This is a genomic window from Balneola vulgaris DSM 17893 (genome assembly GCF_000375465.1).
Lineage (GTDB): Bacteria > Bacteroidota > Rhodothermia > Balneolales > Balneolaceae > Balneola > Balneola vulgaris.
Genome location: NZ_AQXH01000002.1, coordinates 81,366 through 103,122, shown reverse-complemented (window position 1 = coordinate 103,122; position 21,757 = coordinate 81,366). Strand labels below are relative to the sequence as shown.

Below are 21,757 nucleotides of genomic sequence, written 5' to 3'. Positions count from 1 at the left end.
AGTACAAAAAATTCTATAGATACTATTTCAGTAGAGTCATTTTTTGGGTAAAGAACTTATCTCCAGCTTTAAGTTGAATAAGGTATAGCCCGCTGGATAGGGAGGAAGCATCCCATGTGATATGATGAACCCCACTGGCTAATTCGGAGTCTATGAGTGTAGCTACTTGCCGACCAATAGTATCATAAATTTTAAGCTGAACATATTCTTGAACTGGTAATTCAAACTGAATGTTGGTTGTAGGATTAAATGGATTTGGGTAGTTCGGTAGTAATTTAATCTGGTCAGGCAATCCTATAGCATCATCACCGGGGGTTATTTGAAGATAAAAGCGTTGATGGCCAGTTTTTCTTTTCTCTATCAATCGTGATTTTTGACGATCGAAGTTAGGGGCTTTATTTTTCGACTTAACTTCATGTCTAAATAAATACGATTCTCCTTCATTGAGTTGAATTCGGTCATTATAAAAAGTGTCAACTAATTCAATTTTCCAACCAGTGGGGATATTTGAGAAGTTTTTAGCTACAAAATGAAGGGGTGTTGAGTAGGAATAACCGTTTTTATATACCTGCACATCAAGGGGTATATTTATTGGGATTCCAAATTTTCGAGGAAGATTATTAATGGAGAACTTATCGCCGTTTGCCGAAAGCGTTGATAAATCGATATAAGTACCAATGCCAATGGGTGGTAATAAACGATATGCATCCAAAGGGTCTTTACCAATCTTCGCAGATTCATCGAACATGAAATGAACTGCTGATTCTTGTTCGTCATTAGAAACTATGAGTGAAAATGATGGCGCTTCTGTTGGTATAGCGACCTGTTTCCCAATAAATTGGCTATTAAGAGTTTTTGCTTCGTTTGAAACTGAGAGACTTGGAGCATTTGCATTCGCTTTAATCCAAAAAGCTTGAAAAGGGCTTATTTTGCCGGAATTAAGATCGCCTGTAACCCCATTCCATGTTTTATATTGATTTGTTTCTGGGTCCCAAATGTAAATGCTTTGGTCAATATTGGTTTTAATCCATCCTGTTGGTTCATCCCAATTTATGGCCGTTGTAAATGGGTTGCCTACCAAGTTCCAACCAGAGTCTGCTTCTGTTGTAAAACTAACAGGCAGAGCGATGGGTGCATCAGGTTCAACCCCAGTTACAGTGAGAGTATCAGGTAATGGATTGTTATACCTGCTATCATTTGATATGGAGCCAAATATAAATGCTTGAAGGCCCAATCCTGTTGGAATATTGGTACTAGCAGAAGAGGGTGCACGCCATCTTTGATTATCCGTTCCGGGATAGGATTCGTCATAGTACATCACATTAGGTTGAAGGGTATCACCCGGCATGGAACCTGTGCTATAATGAGCCCCTGAATATCCTTGGGTAATGGTACCATCTAATAAATCGCCGAACGAAGTTGTGATGGGTGCACTCAATAATCTCCAACCTCTACTTCCTTCCAAAGTTCGGTGTATGGTTAATTGGCCGCTTCCAACAACTTTGGTATTAGATAAAAGAGATTGATTTACGGGAAGCTCTAGAGTGCCATCTGTTAAAAAAAGAGTATCAGTTACTTCAATAGACGATAAAAGATGAACACTAGTGGGGTTGTCAATATTCAGATTTGCAACTCTAGAAGGCAATCCATCACCTACCCATTGGGTAGAATTCCCATTAAATGTGTAAGAGGCAGATTTATTGAATTTTCGAGTCGTAGTTTGAATATTTCCAGTAGCAGATGTTTTATTAAGACCTTGCGGATGAGCTGTAATTAGAGTGCCTGATCTATGATTAAAGGTGCCGGCACCAGTTATTACTTTCTCACCAATATTGAAAACACCTCCATCTCTTACTCTTAATTCACTACTGCTTTTTACCTCAATAGAAGCCAATGATTGTATAGAAACCGTATTTCTAACCTTTACTGAATGTCCTGCACCAATAATAACTTCCGCCCCATCAACTTCGGAAGGGATACGATTGGTAGCTTCACCTGTATGGCTAATTTCAGACCACGTACTCGAATTAGACCATTGCCCATTTTTTCTACTATAGAAGATGATCTGGCTATTTCTATGAAATCTTTTTTTATGGTTGGGTGAAATACTTCTTCCAGCATTACTTTCAATATTATTCATTGTGATCTCGTAGGTCACATGATCACTAATGGAATCCGTAGTTAAAGTTACGATGGTACTGTCTGCATCTGTATTTAACGCAACATTCGATATTGCTAAAGTGGAGTTATTAGATAAGTTCTGAATGGAATAATTGGTGAGGTTTTCAGCAGTACTTTCATCAAGCCCTTTATTAAAAGTAATTAAAACCATATTAGTTGAAGGTGCTGTTGCAGTTACAGCATAAGGTTGTGGGCTGTTAATGGCATCGTCGCCTTCTACATCACCTTGAACATCTATTTGATCGTCTTCACGTACTTCAACTTCGCCACCATCTTCAACAACGAGATCATTTTCAATGATAATTGTATTTCCATTTCCTCCATCAGTGTTTAATACGGCCCCTGAGTCCACAACAACATTATAAAAAGTGACGTCATCATTCGAATGAATAGTTTGCTCTGAGCTGCCACTAAATACAACGGTACTAGAGTCGGGATTAAAATTGCTACCGTTTTGAACGGTGAAATCACCCTTTAATTCAATAGTTGCATGGCCTGCATTCACAACCCCACCCGAAGTAAAAGAGGCATCACCACCGATATTGAGACTTCCATTATTTAAATCTAGGCTACCCCCACTACTCAAAGAAGCATTTCCAGTGATGGAAATTGAGCCATTTTGAGTGGTTAGATTCCCGTTACTCGTAAAATTTGCGTCTCCTGAAACCGTGAGGTTGGCATCTTGCACATGTAAATAACCGCCACTACTAACAGTGATATCTTGCAGTATAGTCACTGTACCAGAACCAAGGCTTGCGGTTCCGTTATTACCAATACTTGTAACGCCCTGCATAGTTAGCTCACCCAACTCTAGAGTTAAATGGCCACCACTTTTCACCTCTAACTCGTTCTCAAATGTGGTATTTCCATGCTCGCCATGGTATGTGCCATTGATGAGCGCATCACCTTTTATATTTACTTCTGCATTTTCAACATAAAAATGATCACTATCTGAAATGTCTAAATCACCGAAGAAATTGATGAGACCATTGCCTGCATAAAAGGATCCAATTATTTCAGCATCGATGCTTTCATCAGATCTACCAACTTGAAAACTGCCATTTTCGATATCAATCCGTGTAGTGGCACCATTTAGCGAGAAGTTATTCTTTCCAGAACTGGTTGCCGAGTGGAAAAAATGACCGTTTACGATGTTGAACTGTGCCTCACCATTGAGTGTCACGTCATCAGTAACGGTTAATGTAGAATTGTTTCGAAGCGTTATTGTGCCTCCATTCCAATAATCACTCAGTACGATGGACTTGATGGTAACATTGGCTGTTATAACAGGGTAAGGAGGGGTATTTCGGATTTTAACCACATTATTCGATGTGGGTACACTACCAGTATTCCAATTTGAAGCATTATGCCATGAGGAATCCACAGCACCTGTCCAGATTATATCTTGGGCATGAACTGTTGTCGAAAGAATTATAATAATGAAGAAACTTACAATAGAACGCGTTTCAATCATTGAAAGGGTAATTTCCTAAAGCTTTGCTGAGGCTGAAAATTACGAACTACAGAAATTAAGAATTAAAAATTTCAATTCTTTTAACATGAAATTAGGCAAGCATGGACGTTGGCTATGATAAAACTTTGCCTAAAATTATTTTTCTAATTCATGTACAGATAAAGTAGTTTTGAGGGAATGTTAAACTATATTCAATTATGAAAGGAATTATTCTTGCAGGAGGGACGGGTTCACGTTTATTCCCATTAACAAAGGTGACCAATAAGCATTTATTACCGGTAGGTGATAAGCCTATGATTTATCACCCAATTGAAAAGCTTACAGAAGTTGGAATCGAAGAAATTTTGATTGTTACAGGCACCGAGCATATGGGTGATGTAGTAAATTTATTAGGCTCTGGAAAAGACTTTGGATGCAGATTCACCTATAAAGTTCAGGATGAAGCAGGAGGCATTGCCCAAGCACTTGGTTTAGCTGAAAATTTTGCAGGAAATGACCCCGTATTGGTAATCCTAGGGGATAATATTTTTGAGCATTCTCTACAGAAAGCGGTTAATAATTATAAGGGCACCGGCGCTCAAATATTAATTCAAGAAGTCCATGATCCCGAACGATATGGTGTTGCTGAAATTGCAGGAAATGAAGTGATTTCTATAGAAGAAAAGCCCGAGCAACCTAAATCAAATTATGCAGTTACTGGTATTTACTGTTATGATGCTAAGGTATTTGAGTGCATTAAAACCTTGAAGCCTTCGGGAAGGGGAGAATTAGAAATTACAGATGTGAATAATTTCTACATCCAGAATAAAGCTATGACTAGTACCATTCTAGAAGGATGGTGGACCGATGCAGGGACGCCCGAGTCTTATAAACATGCTAATAAACTTGTGCAAGGGAATTAATGCGGTACCTGATTACGGGAGCAAATGGTCAATTGGGTAAAGAATGGGTGCTTTATTGCGACCATCATAAATTGGAGTGCCGCGGGTATCGATCCACTGATTTAGATATCACAAACCCAAGGCAGGTTGATCAGGTTTTAAATGAGTATAAGCCCAATGTTATTATCAATTGTGCCGCTTATACTAAAGTAGATGATGCTGAAACGAATTCTGAACAGGCCTATTTGGTAAATGAACAGGGAGCTCGAAATTTAGCACAATGGTGTAAGGAAAATGATTCAAAGCTCATCCATTATTCAACAGATTATGTATTTCCAGGATCAGTAAAAGACAGCCTTCATTATCCGAATGGGTATACAGAGGATGTGCAGACTCAACCCATAAATGTATATGGGGCAAGTAAATTAGCTGGTGAACAAGCAATTCAAGAAGTGGATGGTGATTTCTTAATCCTTCGTGTAAGTTGGTTATGTGGAAAGCACACCCAAACAAACTTTGTGTTCAAGATGATGGAACTGGCAGAGAAATTTGAAGAGTTAAGGGTTGTTGATGATCAAATGGGTGTGCCTACTTTTACTAGCAACGTAGTGGAGAACACTCAAGCTCTAATCGATGCTGATGAAAAAGGAGTGTTTCATATAAGTTCGGAAGGTATATGCACCTGGTATCAATTTGCATTAGCTATTTTTGAACTTACATCTGCGTCAGTTAAAGTAAAGCCGGTATCAAGTAATGCTTATCCTACAGCAGCAAAGAGGCCCGCTTTTTCTAAATTAAGCACCATGAAATTAGAGACTATTTCAGGCACGAATATTATTCCCTGGAAGCAAGGGTTAAAGAAACTAATTGAAGAACTATGAAAATAACAGAAAGTAGAATTAAAGGTGTTTTTCTGTTTGAACCTCGAGTTTTTGAAGATGAGAGAGGCTATTTCTACGAATCATATCGGGAAAGTCATTTCAAAGAAGCTGGAATTGATGTTCATTTTGTACAGGATAATGTGTCAAAATCCCAAAAAGACACCATTCGAGGACTTCATTATCAGATTATACACCCTCTGGATAAATTTATTCAGTGCCTACAAGGTGAGGTGCTAGATGTTGCCGTCGATTTAAGAAAAGACTCTCCAACATTTGGCAATTATGTTGCTTTTAAATTGTCGGAGAAGAACCATCATGCACTATTTGTGCCCAAAGGATTTGCTCATGGGTTCTCTGTATTAAGTGATACGGCGGTTATTTCATATAAATGTTCAGATTACTACCATGCAGAAGGTGAGCGAGGGCTAAGATGGGATGACCCTTTAATTCGGATTCATTGGGATGTAGCTCGACCTATTTTATCTGAAAAAGATCGTAAGCTCCCATTATTTTCATCCATTACAGAAGAGGATACATTTTGAAAAAGATAATTGTAACAGGTGGTGCCGGATTTATAGGGTCCAATTTAATCTTGAAGCTTTTCAAAGATCATCCGGATTGGACTATCATGAATATTGATAAGTTAACCTATGCCTCCGATCATAATTATTTGAAGCCTCTAAAAGATTCGGAAAGGTATTACTTCAAAAAAGTGGATCTTGTTGATCGTGATGAAATAAAAGATATCGTTAAAAGCTTCAAGCCCGATGGTGTATTTCATTTAGCGGCTGAGTCGCATGTTGATAATTCAATAACGGGGCCTGAGCCTTTTATTCAATCGAATGTAGTAGGTACCTTTAATTTATTAGAGGAATGTAGACAGTTGTGGAGTGAAGATCCTCAAAGTTGGAAAGAGAATCGATTTCTCCATGTTTCTACGGATGAAGTATATGGTGAGCTAGAGGATGATGGGTTATTTACCGAACAAACTCCTTATGCTCCAAATTCGCCGTATAGTGCTTCAAAAGCCGGTAGTGATATGATTGTTCGAGCCTATTATCACACCTACAGAATGAATGTGGTTACCACCAACTGTTCTAATAATTACGGGCCACATCAACATGATGAAAAACTCATTCCTACTGTAATTCGCAATGCCATGGCACACAATCCCATACCTATTTATGGTAAGGGCGAAAATGTAAGAGATTGGCTATTTGTACAAGATCATTGTGAAGCTCTTGAAACAGCTTTTTTAAAAGGGAAAGCCGGAGAGACCTATAACGTAGGTGGGAACAATGAATGGATGAATTTAGACTTAGTTCATAAGATTTGTGACATCTTGAATAATGAACTAGGACAAGGACCTGAGGGCGATTATAAAAACTTGATCAGCTTTGTGACGGACCGCTTAGGGCATGATTTCCGATATGCGATTGATGCTTCCAAAATAAAGAATGAATTGGGATGGGAGCCTTCTCAAGATTTCGATGGAATGCTACGAGAAACCATTTTGTGGTATATCAATAAATACAGTAACAAATAATAATTAAACGCTGCGAGTCAGCAAATAAAGAGCAATTTAGCACACTATGAGTAATAGAAATTATTGGTTGATGAAATCAGAACCAGATGCTTATAGCATCGATGACCTTCAAAGAGATCAAGTAGAACCTTGGGATGGTATCCGAAATTATCAGGCCAGAAATTTCATGCGAGACGATATGAAAATAGGAGACAGAGTGTTCTTCTATCATTCGAATGCAAAACCCATTGCTATAGTGGGAACCATGGAAGTTGCTAGCGAACCTTACCCAGATCCAACACAGTTCGATCCAAATTCAAAATACTTTGATGAAAAGAGTAAAGAGTCTGATCCACGCTGGCAATTAGTGGACGTTAAGTTCATTCAGAAATTTGAAAATCCAGTGACAAGAGAGGCTATGAAAAACGAGCCAGCTCTGGAAGAGATGCATATTTTTAAGAGAAGTAGACTCTCGATTACCCCTATAACCGAGCAAGAGTGGATCAAAGTCCACGAAATGGCAGGTGCCGAGATAAAGTAAACTCTATGGTTCTCTCGAGTCAGCAAAAGCAATTCTTAAACTTCGTGAAAGAATCTCATGGTTCACAAAAGCGAAAGTACACGGGAGAACCTTATTGGAATCATGTATTCAGAGTGGCAGAACTAGTGTCCCATTATGAAAGAGGTGAGGGGATTATAGAAATTGCTTTGGGCCATGATTTAATTGAAGACACACAGTGTACCAAAGATTCGCTATATCAAAAATTGATAGAACTTGAGTACACGTCTAGTGTTGCACAAAGGATTACCGATGGTGTATGTGATTTAACCGATGAGTATATCAAAGAAGCCTATCCACAGTTAAATCGAAAAGAACGTAAAGCAAAAGAGGCGGAGCGTTTAAGTAGCATTTCACCCACTTCGCAAAGCATTAAATATGCAGATTTGATTGATAACGTACAGTCTATTGTTACCTACGATAAAGGCTTTGCACGTGTGTACCTCGACGAAAAGAGCCAAATCCTTAAAGGGATGAGAGAAGGGAATAAAGAACTGCTCAAAGAATGCGAAAAAGTGATGAAAGAAGGGTATAGGTATCTTTAAGTTTTAAATAGGAATCTTTCGTTTTAACTTTTTTAATAGTTGAATGAATGGAGATACATACTCATAAGTGGAATCCTTCCATTTTGTGGTGGTGCTAATATCTGTCGGAAATTTCTCGTCATAAATATCATTTAGTAATTGTACTAAATCGATAGACATTTTTTGGTAAACCGATCTTCTATAGTGTCTAATGTTGTTAGTTAATTGATTCTGATCGGTTACGATGTTTCGCATATCCAATAGAAATACATTTTCATTTTTCATTATGTATTGATCAATACATGCATTTAATTCTGCATGGCGAAAATGTAAATCGTATTCAGCAGGGTGAGGTGATTCAACTTCAACTCCATTTATTAGAATAATTGGAATATGAAGAGGGATTCTTTCTCTTATTTGATTCAAATTATGAATCAAATTTTCATTCGAAATGGGACCATGGTTTATAAATTCAGCACTGAATTTCTGAAGGCTTTCACGTTCGAATTCTAAATTTCTATTCTTTAGGTCGGCCAAAATTTGATCATGATCTGCTTCATTATCCCAACTTAGGTTGTACGAACCGAAAGGAATCAAATATTTGTGGTCTTTATGCTGATATAGATCTTGAGAATAATCCATAAGCAAACTGTATACAAAAACGTCAAAGTCGAGTTTGAACACTTCAGTGTTAAAATAATTGGAGTCGATGAATGGAATATGCTTCGATTCTGTAATCTCTTCTTTTACACTTTGATTCAGACTTACGGTATTTAAAAGAGTTTGGGTGTGTTCTTGATGAATGGCAAAATTGTTATCAGCTACGTAGTTGGTTTCTTCTTTTATAAGAAAGGGTTTGTTTTGTAGATAAAATGTGAGTTGACTTAAATCACAGCCACCCTTTAGCAAGACCTTTAAATTGTTTCGACTTGAGTTCGATTTATGAATTTGAGCTTTATTAGAGTTGGTCCAATTAATCCAATCCACATTCCTTTCGTATTGAATAGGCTCAGCCACATCAGGAATAATATTAATTGCAGGCTTATTTAGTTTACTAAATAGGTACTGCGGGATACCTAAGTTTAAAATCCTACAAGAAAAGGTAAAATGAAGTAGTGTATGAGTAGAGGTGTTATGAGAATAAATACCAGCAATACCATAATCACCGAACGTATCATGAACCTTAATTAGTGATGTTGAATAAACTGGGTTATTGATTAATTCAATCAACTCAGATTTTGAAGATCTTATTTTGGTGTAATTGAGTTGATTTGTTCTTTCAAGTAATTCATAGGCTCTGTCTAAGTGATTGATTACCTCATCACCAACAATTTCCTGCACTACGATATTACAGGTGCGAAGAAACTCAATATTATCTCCAAAATCTTTTTGGGCGGCAGATTTTTGTTCAAGCACTTTATATTGCTTTAGCCTAGAATGAGAGGAATCATCTTTACCTATGAAAGCTGGGTGAGTAAGTATTTCAGGGATAAAATTTGGGGTAGCTGTATGTAACTTAGGATTATGAAAACTAGCCTCTTCTAAGTTTATATGATTGTCGTCGATAAAAAGGACGTTTTCTTCTCTTAGTTGGCATTGATTTATAACCTGTTTAATCAGTGTGCCTTTTGAATCCCATTCAATTTTAGGAAATACAAAGTAATCCCAAATACCTGCTTTCTTTAGTTGCTCTTGTGCATCAGTGTAGGTGTTTTTAGAAACAATACTGTTGATGATACCACGGTTTGTTAGCGTCTTAACTACTTCAATATTCGATGAGATTAATTGAATTCCCTCTTCTGATAGGGTGCCATTCCAAAAAGTTTCATCAAGATCCCAGATCACTAGTTTAATCTTATCCATGAAGTGTAAATAGTCAGCTTTATAGTTGGTAATCAAGAGCTAAGATAAGAGAGAAAATGTAATGATGGTTATTAATAATTGCGGAGTGGGGACGCTTAACATCTTACTACTAATATCAAGCGTGATATTAGTAGTAAGATTATATCAGCCATTTTGATGAAACCCATACCGTATTCATAAAAGGCTGATTCTGGAATATTCTTTGGGATTAATTTAAGTACCGATTCTAAGATATTTTTTTAACTTCAGCCTATTAACGAGGGAGCTATAGCTTCATTCCTGTTTCATTGTATTTACAGGTTTGTGCTAAGGCATAGCCTTGTTATCTTCAGCAAAAATTTGAATACGTCTTATCGAATGTCAGTATCCTCTAAAGAAGTTCGTTTACACACAAAAGGCATATTGCCTGTACAAAAATTAAAGATTCTAAGAGATCTAGGGATTTTAGATTCCCACCCAGATTACCCTATTCAGGATGATCAATTTCAGCCAAATTCATTAGACCTTCGATTAGGTGAAGTAGCCTATAGAGTTCGATGCAGTTTTCTGCCTGAAAATGAGACGGTTACTCAAAAAATTGATAGTCTAGAACAGTATTCATTTTCAATAAAAGATGGAGCGGTACTCGAAGAAAACTGTGTGTATATCATACCGCTATTAGAGCGACTCAATTTACCAAAGGCGCATTATACCACTCAGAACGGAGTGCCTGAACAAACGGATGAGGTGAAGTTATTTTCACTTGAGAATTTATCGGCGAAGGCGAATCCAAAGAGTTCTACAGGCCGATTAGATGTATTTACCCGAGTAATTACGGATTACTCCCATCGCTTTGAAGAGATCACCCCAGGTTACCAAGGGCAATTATATCTAGAGGTAGTACCCAAATCCTTTTCTATCAAAGTAAAAACAGGGCAGCGACTAAATCAGTTGCGCGTTCGCCATGGTTTTGAAGTGGTTTCGGATCAGGACTTATTGCGAATTCATGCTTCCGATCCATTGTTATTTGATGAACAGATCAAGCCCGTTTCAATGGAACAGATTAAGGTGAATAAAGGACTTTTTATGAGTGTGCAGCTTAAAGGCGAACCGGGTGAAGTGATAGGCTATAAAGCTAAGAAGCACAATAACTTCATCGATCTTGAGAACTTAAACCATTATGAAGTGGATGAGTTTTGGGAACCCATTTATTCAACTCCCGAAGCTCGTTTAATTCTAGAACCCGAAGCTTTCTATATCTTTGCTTCTAAAGAACGGATTCGTGTGCCTGCTAAACTCGCTTGTGAGATGATGGCCTATGATACTGGCTCAGGTGAATTACGCACTCATTACGCTGGCTTCTTTGATAGTGGCTTTGGTGGAAGTGTGGAAGACAAAGGAGCACGCGCAGTGCTTGAAGTACGATCACATGATGTTCCATTTATGATTGAGGATGGCCAAACATTGTTTAGTATGCAATTTGAGCCAAACACTGAGGTTCCAGAGTTTATTTACGGCACTGAAATTGAAAGTAACTATCAAGGGCAAGGTTTAAAGCTCGGTAAACATTTTAAGCAGCAATAACTTTGGTAGATCGTTGCATTTGCAGAGATAGAAGTTTTAAAGAAGTTCTTGAGTATGCTAAAGAGCATGAGCTTACTACAACGGATGCCTTAGAGGCTGCAGACTTTTGCTGTACAAACTGTAAGTTGTGTGAGCCTTATGTAGAACTGGCATTAGAGACAGGGCAGACCGAGTTTGTGCCCGGTGCTTTTATTAGACAACCTTAGATTATGCAATTGTTTTATTCACCTAAAGAGTATTGGCAAAACGACCAAAGTGTGGAAATACATGGTCAAGAGGCCAAGCATATCACTAAAGTGCTCCGACATAATATTGGAGATACTATCTTTGTTGCTGATGGGAATGGCGCTCAATTTAAAGGAGAAATCGTTGAAACTAGAAAGGAATTCGTAAGGTTAAACCTTACTCAAGGTGAACGGGTTCAGCCTGCTAAAATTCGAAAAGTACTCGCCTTAGGTACTATTAAGAAACGAGATCGCTTAGAGTTTGCCATTGAAAAAGCAGTGGAGCTTGATGCTTCCGAAATCTGCTTGTTCGATGCAGACCATTCAGAGCGAAGTCGCTTAAACGAAGACCGATTGCAGACTTTGATAATCAGTGCTTTTAAACAAAGTAATCGAGCTTTTATGCCTTCGTTAACCATTTTGGGTTCTTTGGATGAGGTATACAAAAACTACAAAGGGTATACCTTCTTGATGGCTCATGAACGAACTCCTACTACTGAACGACCAAAGGCCCTTCAAGCTGATAATAACGTCCTGTTAGTAGGTCCAGAAGGTGGATTTTCACAACGTGAAATAGAGCTGCAAACCAATTGTGAACAGGGAGCTTTTGTATCATTGGGCTCTCACCGGCTACGTGCTGAAACAGCGGTTGCAGCGTTCTTATCTCATTATACCTTTTCCGCTGAAGACTAAGGGAAAGCAAGGTTCATATAGATATAAAAAGAAAGCCTGTCTCTAATGAAACAGGCTTTTTTAATTTTATTAAGTAGGGGAAGTATTATTCAGGAACTACTTCTTTCTCGCCAGTGATGGCTTCACTCACGTTAATGATGTGATCACCTACTTTCTCACAAGCGTGGAAGATGTCTTTGTACACTGAATCACTATTGATGTTGTACATGTTATTTTCGATACGCTTGATGTACTTCTTAAGCAGCTTCTTTTTCAAGGTGTTGATAGCTTGCTCTTTTTCAGAAGCTACTTCGATAGAAACAGCATTGTAGTCGGAGTTTAAGTTCTCGTTCATTACTTCGAAAGCTTCATCAATAGCGTCAATCATCTTGAGGATACCTTCTTTCTGTTCGCTATTAAAGATGATGTCACCTTCGTAGAATTTCTCAAGATCACGAGAAATTTGATAGATGATATCTGCAATACGCTCAAGGTCGTTTGCAATACTTAAGAGGTGGGCAACTTTACGTGTACTTTCGTTACTCAGTGAACCTTCAGAAACACTCATTAAGTACTTAGTTACTTCGTCTTCAATACGATCAGTAATCTCTTCGTATTTTTTGATTTTAGAAAGCATTTTTTTCTGCTTCTTTGGCTTATCAGTAGTGATAAGTTCACGAAGGTAACCCGACATACGTGAAGTGATTTCACCAAACTTAGCGGTCTCTTTTGTGGCTTCTTCAAGTGAAAGTTCCGCCGTATCCATCATGCCTGTTCCGATGTAGGATAAGTGGAAGTCTTCGTCTTCACCTTTAGAAGGAATCATTCTAGTTACAGTTTTAGCAATGAAGCCAACAAATCCAACCAGTAATAGAGTGTTTATAATATTAAAGGAGGTATGGAATATAGATAATGCAATTGGGATTGATTCCGCATTGCTGAATGGAGATAATCCGTTATTGGAAACCATGTAGCTGTCGATGGCATCTAAGAAAAATGGCATCATGATAAGAATCCAAACCACCCCGAAAGTGTTGAATATAAAGTGGGCGGCTGCAGCTCTTTTTGCATGAATGTTTGCTACAATAGCAGCTAGGTTTGCAGTAATAGTAGTACCGATGTTTTCACCTAATACCATAGCGGCTGCAAGATCAAATTCAATCCATCCATTATTAGCCATTACTAAAGTTAAGGCCATTGCAGCACTTGATGACTGCACAACTACAGTAAGAAGTGTTCCAATACCCACAAAGATCAGGGTTGAAAGGAAGCCTAAGTCGGTATAGTTAGATAAAAAGGCTAAGATTTCTGGATTTGATCTTAAATCAGGTACAGCTTCTTTCAGGTAAGAAAGACCAATAAATAGAAGTGCAAAACCTATTAGTACTTCTGCCCAAGATTTAAGTTTGCTCTTATTCACAAACATTAAAGGGAAACCGATGGCAATAATCGGAAGGGCATACGTAGCAATTTTAACTTTGAACCCTATAATCGAAATAAGCCATGCTGTAATAGTGGTACCAATATTGGCCCCCATGATAACCCCAACTGATTCAACTAAACTAAGTAAGCCTGCATTTACAAAACTTACTACTAATACTGTTGTAGCTGAAGAAGATTGCACTAAACTGGTGAGAGCGAAACCAGTGAGTACACCTTTAAAACGATTCGAGGTCATTGATCGTAAGATCTGCCTCATTTTAGTACCGGCAACTTTTTGGATACCTTCACTCATCACCTTCATACCATAGATGAAGAAGCCAAGTGCACCGAGTAGATTTAATAGTTCAAAAAAACCAAATTCCATAGAGCGTGTTAGTTAGGGTATTTGTTGGGCGCTAAGTTAATCAATTATTTCCCCTGTCAATGTTACGGGAATGTTAAGTGTGTATTATCTTAACGTAAACTGCATAGTATTATGGATTGGTCTTAGTACATTTGGCCCCGTCACCAAAAAATAGATCAGCACAAATACACATGAATAAAATATTTAAAGCCCTGCTTGCAGTATGGGTTATGTTTGGAATATCCATAACTGTAGTAGCACAAACGGCGGAAGTTAATACATTAGGGAAAGGGATTAGCTTTGCTCCAGAAGACAATTCATACAGTTTAAAACTGGGGATGCGTTTTCAAAGTTTATATGTGGGAGATTACAATTTAGACACCGATGAGTACACAGATCAGATGTTGATCAGAAGAGCTCGTCTAAAATTGAGCGGACATATTTACTCTGAAATGTTCAAGTATAAAGTACAGTTAGGCTTGAGTAATAGGGATACACGAAATTCAAGTAAGTCGGGTATTGTTCAAAACAGTGCTACTGCAAACATGATTTTGGATGCGGTTTTGATGATTAATCCAGTAAAAGATTTCGAAATCTGGATTGGCCAAACAACACTTCCAGGAAATCGTGAACGCGCCATCTCTTCTCAAAAACTACAATTTGTAGATCGAAGTATCTTAAATTCGAGTTTCAATTTAGACCGTGATATTGGTGTTCAAATTCGAAATAAATCGAAATTAGGTAGTAAAGCTATTCTTAAAGAAGCGTTTGCCCTTTCGATAGGGGAAGGAAAAGATATTACTACTAAAAACCCAGGTGGCTATAGTTATACCGGACGAGTAGAGTTTCTACCTTTTGGCGAGTTTAGTTCAAAAGGGGATTACACAGGTCCAGATTTGGCTAGAGAAAAAGATTTAAAGATGTCGCTTGGCTACACCTATGAGTATAACGATGGGGCGGTAAGAAGTAGAGGGCATACGGGAAGCTTTATTTATAACAATGCAGGAAATCTAATACTAAACGATCTTCAAACGCATTTAGCCGACCTATTTATGAAGTATGACGGTGCAACTCTTCATTTAGAATATGCGGAACGTAATAAAGAAAATGAACAAGCAGGTTTTGGAAGCGGAACGGCTTACATGGGTGCGCTAGGATATGTTTTTAAAAATGATTTTGGTATTGCAGCTCGCACAGCAAGCATTTCTGTTAATGATCGCTTTTCTGCTTTCAATGAATATTCAGAATACACATTGGGTTTATCGAAGTATATTGCAGGCCATAATCTAAAATTCCAAGCAAATGCTGGGTTATTAGATTACGTAGAAAGTGATAATTACTTCAAAGTACAATTTCATGTAGAAGTGGCTTTCTAAAAGCCACTTTTAAATAAGGTGAAGTAAATATCCGAGTATAGAACCACCTGCTACTAACCACATGGCTCCAAGTTTCTTGGGGCCAAAAGTAAAAAAGACACTCAATAGAGCAATCGTAACAGGGATCCAACCTGTGAGAGTGTCTTTTCCCATCACAAATAACACGGCTACCATAACTGCAACGGCAGCAATGTTAACTGAATCAAGAAAGTAGCCCAATACTTTAGATTGTCTCATTTTAGGAATGAGGGGATTCAGCAATAACACAAAAAGAAATGATGGTAAAAAGATACCTGCTGTTGCAGCAATAGCACCTTGCCATCCCGCTAGTTGATATCCAATAAAGGTTGCCGTACTTAGCACAGGTCCTGGGGTAAATTGTCCTACAGCGATGGCATCGATCAGTTCAAGTCTGCTCATCCATCCAGCTGTAACAAGTTCAGCATCTAAATAGGCAAAGAGTACATAACCACTACCATAGAGTACAGCCCCTACTTTTAGAAAAGTCCAGAATACTTTTACAGCGGCAATTTTGGTCACAGCTGCAGTTCCACCTTGTAAAAACAGTAGAGGTAAGATGCTTTTTGGGGTGTTGAGAGCAACTCTATTTTTTATGCTGAAATATAAGGCTCCTAAAACACCACCGGCCAATAAAGCCATTACTTCATTCACCCCAAATAAGCTCACCGCCAATACAAGAGCTCCTAATACTCCTAACTCCCAATTCTTTAATGCTTTCTTACCGAGCTTAAAAATAGCCCCTGCTATGATGGCGAGTACAGCTGGCTTGATACCTATTATAAATGGTTCTACAGCCGGTAGTTGACCATATTCAACATACAGCCATGCTAGAATTCCTGTAATTACAACAGCAGGAAAGATGAAACAAATACCGGCTACAAATAAACCCAATGCACCACCGCGTTCGTGTCCACAGTGCATAGTCATTTCTGTAGAATTTGGACCTGGGATAAGGTTGGTGGCTCCCATTAGGTCTAAGAAATGTTGGCGACTCATCCACTTACGCTTTGTTACCACTTCCTCCTCCATCATGGCAACGTGTGCGGCTGGCCCTCCAAAAGCGATACAACCTAGTTTGAAAAATAATAATGCAATTTCTTTGAGGTTTCCCTTTTTAGACATTGTTAAGCAGTACGGTTTTTATTCTTAGGTTTATTTTTAAGCTTCAAATTCTGTGTGATAGCCTTCAAAAATGGAAGGCTAGGCACTGAACTCATAATCTTTAAGTCTTCTACAAAGTTCGTTTTTTCCGACAAAAAGCTAAACACTTTATCGAAGGAGTTATTCTTGAAAAGGTCTTTGAATACAGCCAAACTATCTTCCGTTGATGTAGATAGAATATGAAGTAGTAGTAAATCGTAAAACCGATATCGAAAGGAGGACTTCGGAGGTAGAATCGGTTTTTGTTTGGCTATTAATGCATCAGCGAGCTGTTTTGTATACTCTTGAACTTTTAAGAATGTATAGCCGGTGCTCGGTTTAGTGAGGCCGGCAACCATTCCTAAGTTTATGATGTTTTTGCCATAGGTAGGCGGATATTCTTGGTCATGCATGGGTATCTGACCATACTCGACCCGTTCAATTTTGTACTCTGTGTGATGAAGACCAAATTTGGAATCCATGTACTCTTCAATTTTATCCTCATACACGCCTTTTTCTAAAAGTTCTTCAGAAAACACAGTGAATTCGAGTAAGGCACGGTTGTGATCAAACGGTAGCACATACATAAAGGCTACACCGTCATCGAACTGATTATCGAAATCCATGAGTGTGAACGTAGCTGGATCAAATACATCGTGCTCGGTATGAATTTCATATCCTAAAAAATGCTGAATAAGTGGATACTTAGCTTTTCTTGGTGCTCTTTTGGAGGGGTCAAAAATACTTTGAAAGATATAATCGGCCAAGTAGCTCACACTGTTTTTGGTAAGCATTATGGCTTTATTCGAATTCGAAGAAAAGTCTAAAACGTTCTCTTCAAGTATCTCAAAGTTTGGAAGTGATTGTATCCTTCGAAGTACAAATTCTTTGAAGTCGCCACTTCGAATACAATAGTAGGAATACTCATTCAGGTACAGAAATGTTTGCATATCGAGTGCCGAGAAATATGCTTTATTCCATGTACGATAGATTACATCTTTGAAGGGGGGAGTGTCTTTTGTCCAAAAACACCATGTTTTGTCGTTTATTGGGGCAAAGGCCGAATCCACAATTAGTACTTTTCCCTTATAACCACCTTCGGCCAGATAATAGGCCAAACTCAAACCTGATAACCCACCACCAGCTATTATTAAATCGTATGTTGCTTCAACCTTCAATGTCGTCGTTGTAGCTTATGTTTTGTTGTGGATTCCTATTCACGGTTAGTTTAAAGACATCAGGGCGAGCATAATGACCGTTGGTATCAATAAACAAATTTCCTTCGCTTAAAATAGACAGATTTAACTCAGTATATATAATGGTTTCTTTTTCTTTTACCGGAGACACCAAATATTCAGTATTAGGTTTGATGACAGAACTGCCACCTTTGAGAACATAGTCTTGTTCTAAAAGTGGAATGGAATGGATCATTTCAAGTGCTTCGGCATATTCCTTTGAATGAGATTTGATACCATTAATCATTTGAGCTTTTGTAAGGGTACAGCCGGCAGCTATCACATAACATTGGCCTTCAAAGGCATACTGTTGGCTAGCTATTTGATGCAGATCTTTAACCATAGGCCATTGGGCGATATGTATATCCTCACCTTGTGCTCTAGTAGCAGCTCGAGCTAAAGGCATCCAGTGTTCCCAGCAAATAAGACCAGTGATAGTATGCCCATCATGTTTAACGGGGCTTAGAGTGCTACCGTCGCCCATTCCCCAAACCAAACGCTCGGTATAAGTAGGCATGAGTTTACGATGAAGAACATGCTCACAACTCGGGTGGAAGTAAAAAATTGTGTTGTAGATGGTTCGGCCCACTCGTTCATTAGCTCCCATCACTACAAGGCAATCGTTTTCTATGGCCGCATTTTGAAGTTGATGAAAGAGGGAAGAATCTATTTCAAGAGAGTTTTCGTGAAGCAACCTGAACAACTGCTTTGCACCGGGATGATCCCAAACACCGGCATTGGGAGCATAATCAAGCCACACTGGATAACCGGGCAGCCACGTTTCTGGAAAAACTACCATCCGTGCTTTTCCTTCCGCCGATTCTTTGATAAGTTCGACGGCTTTCTCTACGCTTTGCGAGAGATTTAAATAAACAGGTGGGTGTTGTACCACCGCTATTTTATATAGATTTTCCACACAGATAAATGTTAAATGAGTATGAAGGGAAATCATCAAAGTATATCCCTTGATGACGGAAAAACAAAGAATTAAAATGATCGATCTTCGTAGTGATACGGTAACAAAACCAACTCCATTAATGCTTAAAGCTATGATGGAGGCTCCTGTTGGAGATGATGTGTTTAATGAAGACCCTTCGGTTCAAGCTTTAGAAAAAAGAGTTTCTACACTGTTTGGAATGGACGCAGGCCTGTTTGTGCCAAGTGGTACCATGAGTAATCAACTGGGTATAAAAGTACTAACCGAGCCGGGTGATGAATTATTGATTGATGAAAAAGGCCACATATATAACTATGAAACGGCCGGTGTGGGGGTGTTATCGGGAGTTCAAATTCAGACCATAGCTGGGGAACGAGGAAAGTTAAATCCTGACTTATTAGCTAATACCGTTCGGGGAGCATTCGACTGGGAACCCAAAACGAAAGTGCTATGCCTTGAAAACACAACGAATAAAGGGGGCGGGGCATGCTATTCCAAAGTAGAATTGATAGCCCTTAAAAAATTTGCTGACGATCATAACCTCATGGTGCATTTAGACGGTGCTCGTATTTGGAATGCAATGATAGCAACAGGTATTGAAGCTTCCTTCTTTGGCAACATAGCTGATACCATTTCAGTGTGCTTTAGTAAAGGCTTGGGAGCACCTGTGGGATCCATGCTGCTGTCGACCAAAGAACGGATTGCAAAAGCCCGAAGGTTTAGAAAAATGTGGGGTGGAGGAATGCGCCAAGTTGGAATACTTGCAGCTGCGGCCGACCACGCCCTAACTCATCACTATGAACTTCTGAAAACAGATCATGAGCGAGCAAGACAGCTTGCGGAAGTGATTAATAGCAAAGAGCAATTCAGCGTTGATTTAGATTCATTAGAAACGAACATTCTTTTGTTTGACACCAAAGAGGAATCGGCAATGGAGTTTATCGAGAAGATGAGTGCTCATGATATTCATATGATTCCATTTGGCCCGAATACAGTTCGTATTACTTTTCATTTCCAAATTTCGGAAGCTGAAATGGATGTTATAATGCAGGCTTTTAACGCTCTTTAAAAGCTAATTTTTATTGGATAGCAGAACCTGTATTAGGTTCTGCTAATCTAGATTAGAGAGTACTTTCCTATAGGTTTCTGTAAAAATAAATCCGTAGTTTTGGTCGCTCAAGTTTAACCTAAAAAACTCTGCACAATATAGCGCTATAGTTATCTCACCACTCGTGTAGAGTATTCAGAAATCACAAACCCGCTGTCTTTATCACTCAGAATGAACAATTCTGTTTCTAGGGATAGTATTTAAAGAAGTACATGAAAAAGATATTAAACCTATTTGATCTCTCTCAAGAAGTAGACTACAAAACAGAGTTCTTATCAGGATTAACCGTTTCGATGGCCTTAATACCAGAAGCTGTAGCCTTCGCTTTAATAGCTGGACTATCGCCATTAACTGGTTTGTATGCAGCATTTATGATGGGCTTAATTACCTCAATTTTTGGAGGTAGACCTGGCATGATTTCAGGTGCAACAGGAGCTGTGGCTGTAGTAATTGCATCACTTGCAATCTCACATGGTGTAGAGTATGTGTTTGCAACCGTAGTACTTGCGGGTTTAATCCAAGTAAGTGCGGGTGTACTTCGATTGGGTAAACTCATGCGACTAGTACCTCAACCAGTAATCTTCGGATTTGTGAATGGTTTAGCGCTTATCATTTTTATGTCGCAGTTAGAACAGTTTAAAGGTCCAAGTGACGATTGGCTTACCGGCCAACCACTGTATATGCTATTAGGCCTTGTACTATTAACAATGCTCATCATCTGGGGGCTCCCAAAAATCAGCAAAGCTCTCCCTGCTTCCTTAGTAGCTATCTTAGCCATATTTGGGGCTGTTGTTGTATTCGATATTGATACCAAAACGGTAGGTGATATCGCTTCTATTAAAGGTGGTTTTCCTCCATTTCATATCCCAGAAGTACCATTTAGTTTAGAAACCCTTAGTATCATTCTTCCTTATGCCTTTGTAATGGCGGGTGTGGGTCTGATTGAGAGTTTATTAACGTTGAACATCATTGATGAAATTACAGAGACTCGTGGTCGTGGAAATAAAGAAGCGGTAGCTCAAGGAGCTGCAAATATCTTGTCAGGTGTATTCTCTGGAATGGGCGGTTGTGCTATGATTGGCCAAAGTTTGATAAACGTATCAGCTGGTGCAAGAGCTCGACTCTCAGGTATTGTTGCCGCAGTAATGTTACTCGTATTTATCATGTTTGGTGCTGGACTCGTTGAGAAGCTACCTATGGCTGCTTTAACGGGACTGATGATTATGGTATCGATTGGAACCTTTGAGTGGGCTAGTTTGAGAACCTTCAACCGCATGCCTAAGTCAGATATTTTTGTAATGGTGCTGGTAACACTAGTAACCATTTTCTTACACAACCTAGCTCTTGCAGTAATTATAGGTGTGATTATCTCAGCCTTAGTATTCGCTTGGGATAATGCAAAGCGTATTCGTGCACGTAAGCGCGTAGATGAAGATGGCGTGAAGCATTATGAAATCTATGGACCACTATTCTTTGGATCTATTTCAGCGTTCAATGAAAAGTTTGATGTATTAAACGATCCTGACGAAATCATCATCGATTTCGAAGAAAGTAGAGTGGTTGATATGTCGGCTATTGAAGCACTGAATAAAATTACAGAGCGTTACCACAAAGTAGGTAAGAGGGTGCACTTGAAACATTTGAGTGCTGATTGCCGCAAGCTTCTAAAAGATGCCGAGTCAATCATCGACGTGAATGTAATGGAAGATCCTACATACAAATTAGTAGTAGACGAAATTTAGAGTACCTGTTGTCATTGACAAGTCTCATCCTTTAAAGCCCATACTCGCAGAGTGTGGGCTTTTTT

Annotated in this window: 18 protein-coding genes; 12 read left to right on the top strand and 6 right to left on the bottom strand. The window is 38.7% G+C overall.

What is annotated here, in order from left to right:
* Window positions 1-22: 22 nt before the first annotated feature.
* Window positions 23-3,655 (bottom strand): T9SS type A sorting domain-containing protein, encoded by a 3,633-nt coding sequence (locus B155_RS13595; RefSeq protein ID WP_018127655.1) that lies wholly within the window; start codon window positions 3,653-3,655, stop codon window positions 23-25.
* Window positions 3,656-3,852: 197 nt separating this feature from the next.
* Between B155_RS13595 and B155_RS0107560 the strand changes: the two genes are divergently transcribed.
* From B155_RS0107560 to B155_RS0107535, 6 genes are read left to right on the top strand one after another with little or no spacing between them, the layout of a single operon-like run.
* Complete coding sequence (locus tag B155_RS0107560; protein WP_018127654.1) at window positions 3,853-4,557, top strand: sugar phosphate nucleotidyltransferase; 705 nt, start codon at window positions 3,853-3,855, stop codon at window positions 4,555-4,557.
* Window positions 4,557-5,417, top strand: coding sequence for a dTDP-4-dehydrorhamnose reductase (rfbD, locus tag B155_RS0107555; protein ID WP_018127653.1), 861 nt, complete (start codon window positions 4,557-4,559; stop codon window positions 5,415-5,417). The genes B155_RS0107560 and rfbD overlap by 1 nt, the downstream gene beginning before the upstream one ends.
* Complete coding sequence (gene rfbC / locus B155_RS0107550) at window positions 5,414-5,959, top strand: dTDP-4-dehydrorhamnose 3,5-epimerase (RefSeq protein ID WP_018127652.1); 546 nt, start codon at window positions 5,414-5,416, stop codon at window positions 5,957-5,959. Before rfbD ends, rfbC begins: the two co-directional genes overlap by 4 nt.
* Window positions 5,956-6,963, top strand: coding sequence for a dTDP-glucose 4,6-dehydratase (gene rfbB, locus B155_RS0107545; protein WP_018127651.1), 1,008 nt, complete (start codon window positions 5,956-5,958; stop codon window positions 6,961-6,963). Before rfbC ends, rfbB begins: the two co-directional genes overlap by 4 nt.
* 46 nt (window positions 6,964-7,009) lie before the next feature.
* The gene (locus B155_RS0107540) at window positions 7,010-7,483 is read left to right on the top strand and encodes an EVE domain-containing protein (RefSeq protein WP_040368347.1); all 474 of its coding nucleotides are present in this window, start codon (window positions 7,010-7,012) and stop codon (window positions 7,481-7,483) included.
* 44 nt (window positions 7,484-7,527) lie between these two features.
* Window positions 7,528-8,046 carry an HD domain-containing protein gene (locus B155_RS0107535; RefSeq protein WP_026167252.1) on the top strand — a complete coding sequence of 173 codons (519 nt, stop codon included), beginning with the start codon at window positions 7,528-7,530 and terminating at the stop codon, window positions 8,044-8,046.
* Window positions 8,047-8,049: 3 nt separating this feature from the next.
* Here the strand turns inward: B155_RS0107535 and B155_RS13145 are convergent, their stop codons facing one another.
* Window positions 8,050-9,888 (bottom strand): HAD hydrolase-like protein, encoded by a 1,839-nt coding sequence (locus tag B155_RS13145; protein ID WP_051069979.1) that lies wholly within the window; start codon window positions 9,886-9,888, stop codon window positions 8,050-8,052.
* A 357-nt stretch (window positions 9,889-10,245) separates the two neighbouring features.
* Between B155_RS13145 and B155_RS0107525 the strand changes: the two genes are divergently transcribed.
* Genes B155_RS0107525 through B155_RS0107515 form a run of 3 tightly spaced genes read left to right on the top strand, consistent with a single transcriptional unit; the run spans window position 10,246 to window position 12,368 of the window.
* Window positions 10,246-11,451 (top strand): 2'-deoxycytidine 5'-triphosphate deaminase, encoded by a 1,206-nt coding sequence (locus B155_RS0107525; RefSeq protein ID WP_018127647.1) that lies wholly within the window; start codon window positions 10,246-10,248, stop codon window positions 11,449-11,451.
* A 2-nt stretch (window positions 11,452-11,453) separates the two neighbouring features.
* Window positions 11,454-11,657, top strand: a complete 204-nt coding sequence (locus B155_RS13915; RefSeq protein WP_018127646.1) for a hypothetical protein — start codon at window positions 11,454-11,456, stop codon at window positions 11,655-11,657.
* Window positions 11,658-11,660: 3 nt separating this feature from the next.
* The gene (locus B155_RS0107515; protein ID WP_018127645.1) at window positions 11,661-12,368 is read left to right on the top strand and encodes an RsmE family RNA methyltransferase; all 708 of its coding nucleotides are present in this window, start codon (window positions 11,661-11,663) and stop codon (window positions 12,366-12,368) included.
* 85 nt (window positions 12,369-12,453) lie between these two features.
* On the opposite strand, the gene B155_RS0107510 is transcribed toward B155_RS0107515, so the two are convergent.
* Window positions 12,454-14,154, bottom strand: coding sequence for a Na/Pi cotransporter family protein (locus B155_RS0107510; protein WP_018127644.1), 1,701 nt, complete (start codon window positions 14,152-14,154; stop codon window positions 12,454-12,456).
* Window positions 14,155-14,324: 170 nt separating this feature from the next.
* Between B155_RS0107510 and B155_RS0107505 the strand changes: the two genes are divergently transcribed.
* Window positions 14,325-15,509, top strand: a complete 1,185-nt coding sequence (locus B155_RS0107505; protein ID WP_026167251.1) for a porin — start codon at window positions 14,325-14,327, stop codon at window positions 15,507-15,509.
* A 9-nt stretch (window positions 15,510-15,518) separates the two neighbouring features.
* Here the strand turns inward: B155_RS0107505 and chrA are convergent, their stop codons facing one another.
* From chrA to B155_RS13140, 3 genes are read right to left on the bottom strand one after another with little or no spacing between them, the layout of a single operon-like run.
* Window positions 15,519-16,652, bottom strand: a complete 1,134-nt coding sequence (chrA, locus tag B155_RS0107500; protein WP_018127642.1) for a chromate efflux transporter — start codon at window positions 16,650-16,652, stop codon at window positions 15,519-15,521.
* A 2-nt stretch (window positions 16,653-16,654) separates the two neighbouring features.
* Window positions 16,655-17,848, bottom strand: coding sequence for a lycopene cyclase family protein (locus B155_RS0107495; RefSeq protein WP_018127641.1), 1,194 nt, complete (start codon window positions 17,846-17,848; stop codon window positions 16,655-16,657).
* Window positions 17,838-18,857 (bottom strand): carbon-nitrogen hydrolase family protein, encoded by a 1,020-nt coding sequence (locus B155_RS13140; protein WP_018127640.1) that lies wholly within the window; start codon window positions 18,855-18,857, stop codon window positions 17,838-17,840. The genes B155_RS0107495 and B155_RS13140 overlap by 11 nt, the downstream gene beginning before the upstream one ends.
* 40 nt (window positions 18,858-18,897) lie before the next feature.
* On the opposite strand from B155_RS13140, the gene B155_RS0107485 reads away from it, so the two are divergent.
* Both B155_RS0107485 and B155_RS0107480 read left to right on the top strand, forming a co-directional pair.
* The gene (locus tag B155_RS0107485; RefSeq protein ID WP_040368382.1) at window positions 18,898-19,911 is read left to right on the top strand and encodes a threonine aldolase family protein; all 1,014 of its coding nucleotides are present in this window, start codon (window positions 18,898-18,900) and stop codon (window positions 19,909-19,911) included.
* A gap of 251 nt (window positions 19,912-20,162) precedes the next feature.
* Window positions 20,163-21,692 carry a SulP family inorganic anion transporter gene (locus B155_RS0107480; protein ID WP_018127638.1) on the top strand — a complete coding sequence of 510 codons (1,530 nt, stop codon included), beginning with the start codon at window positions 20,163-20,165 and terminating at the stop codon, window positions 21,690-21,692.
* Window positions 21,693-21,757: the final 65 nt, after the last annotated feature.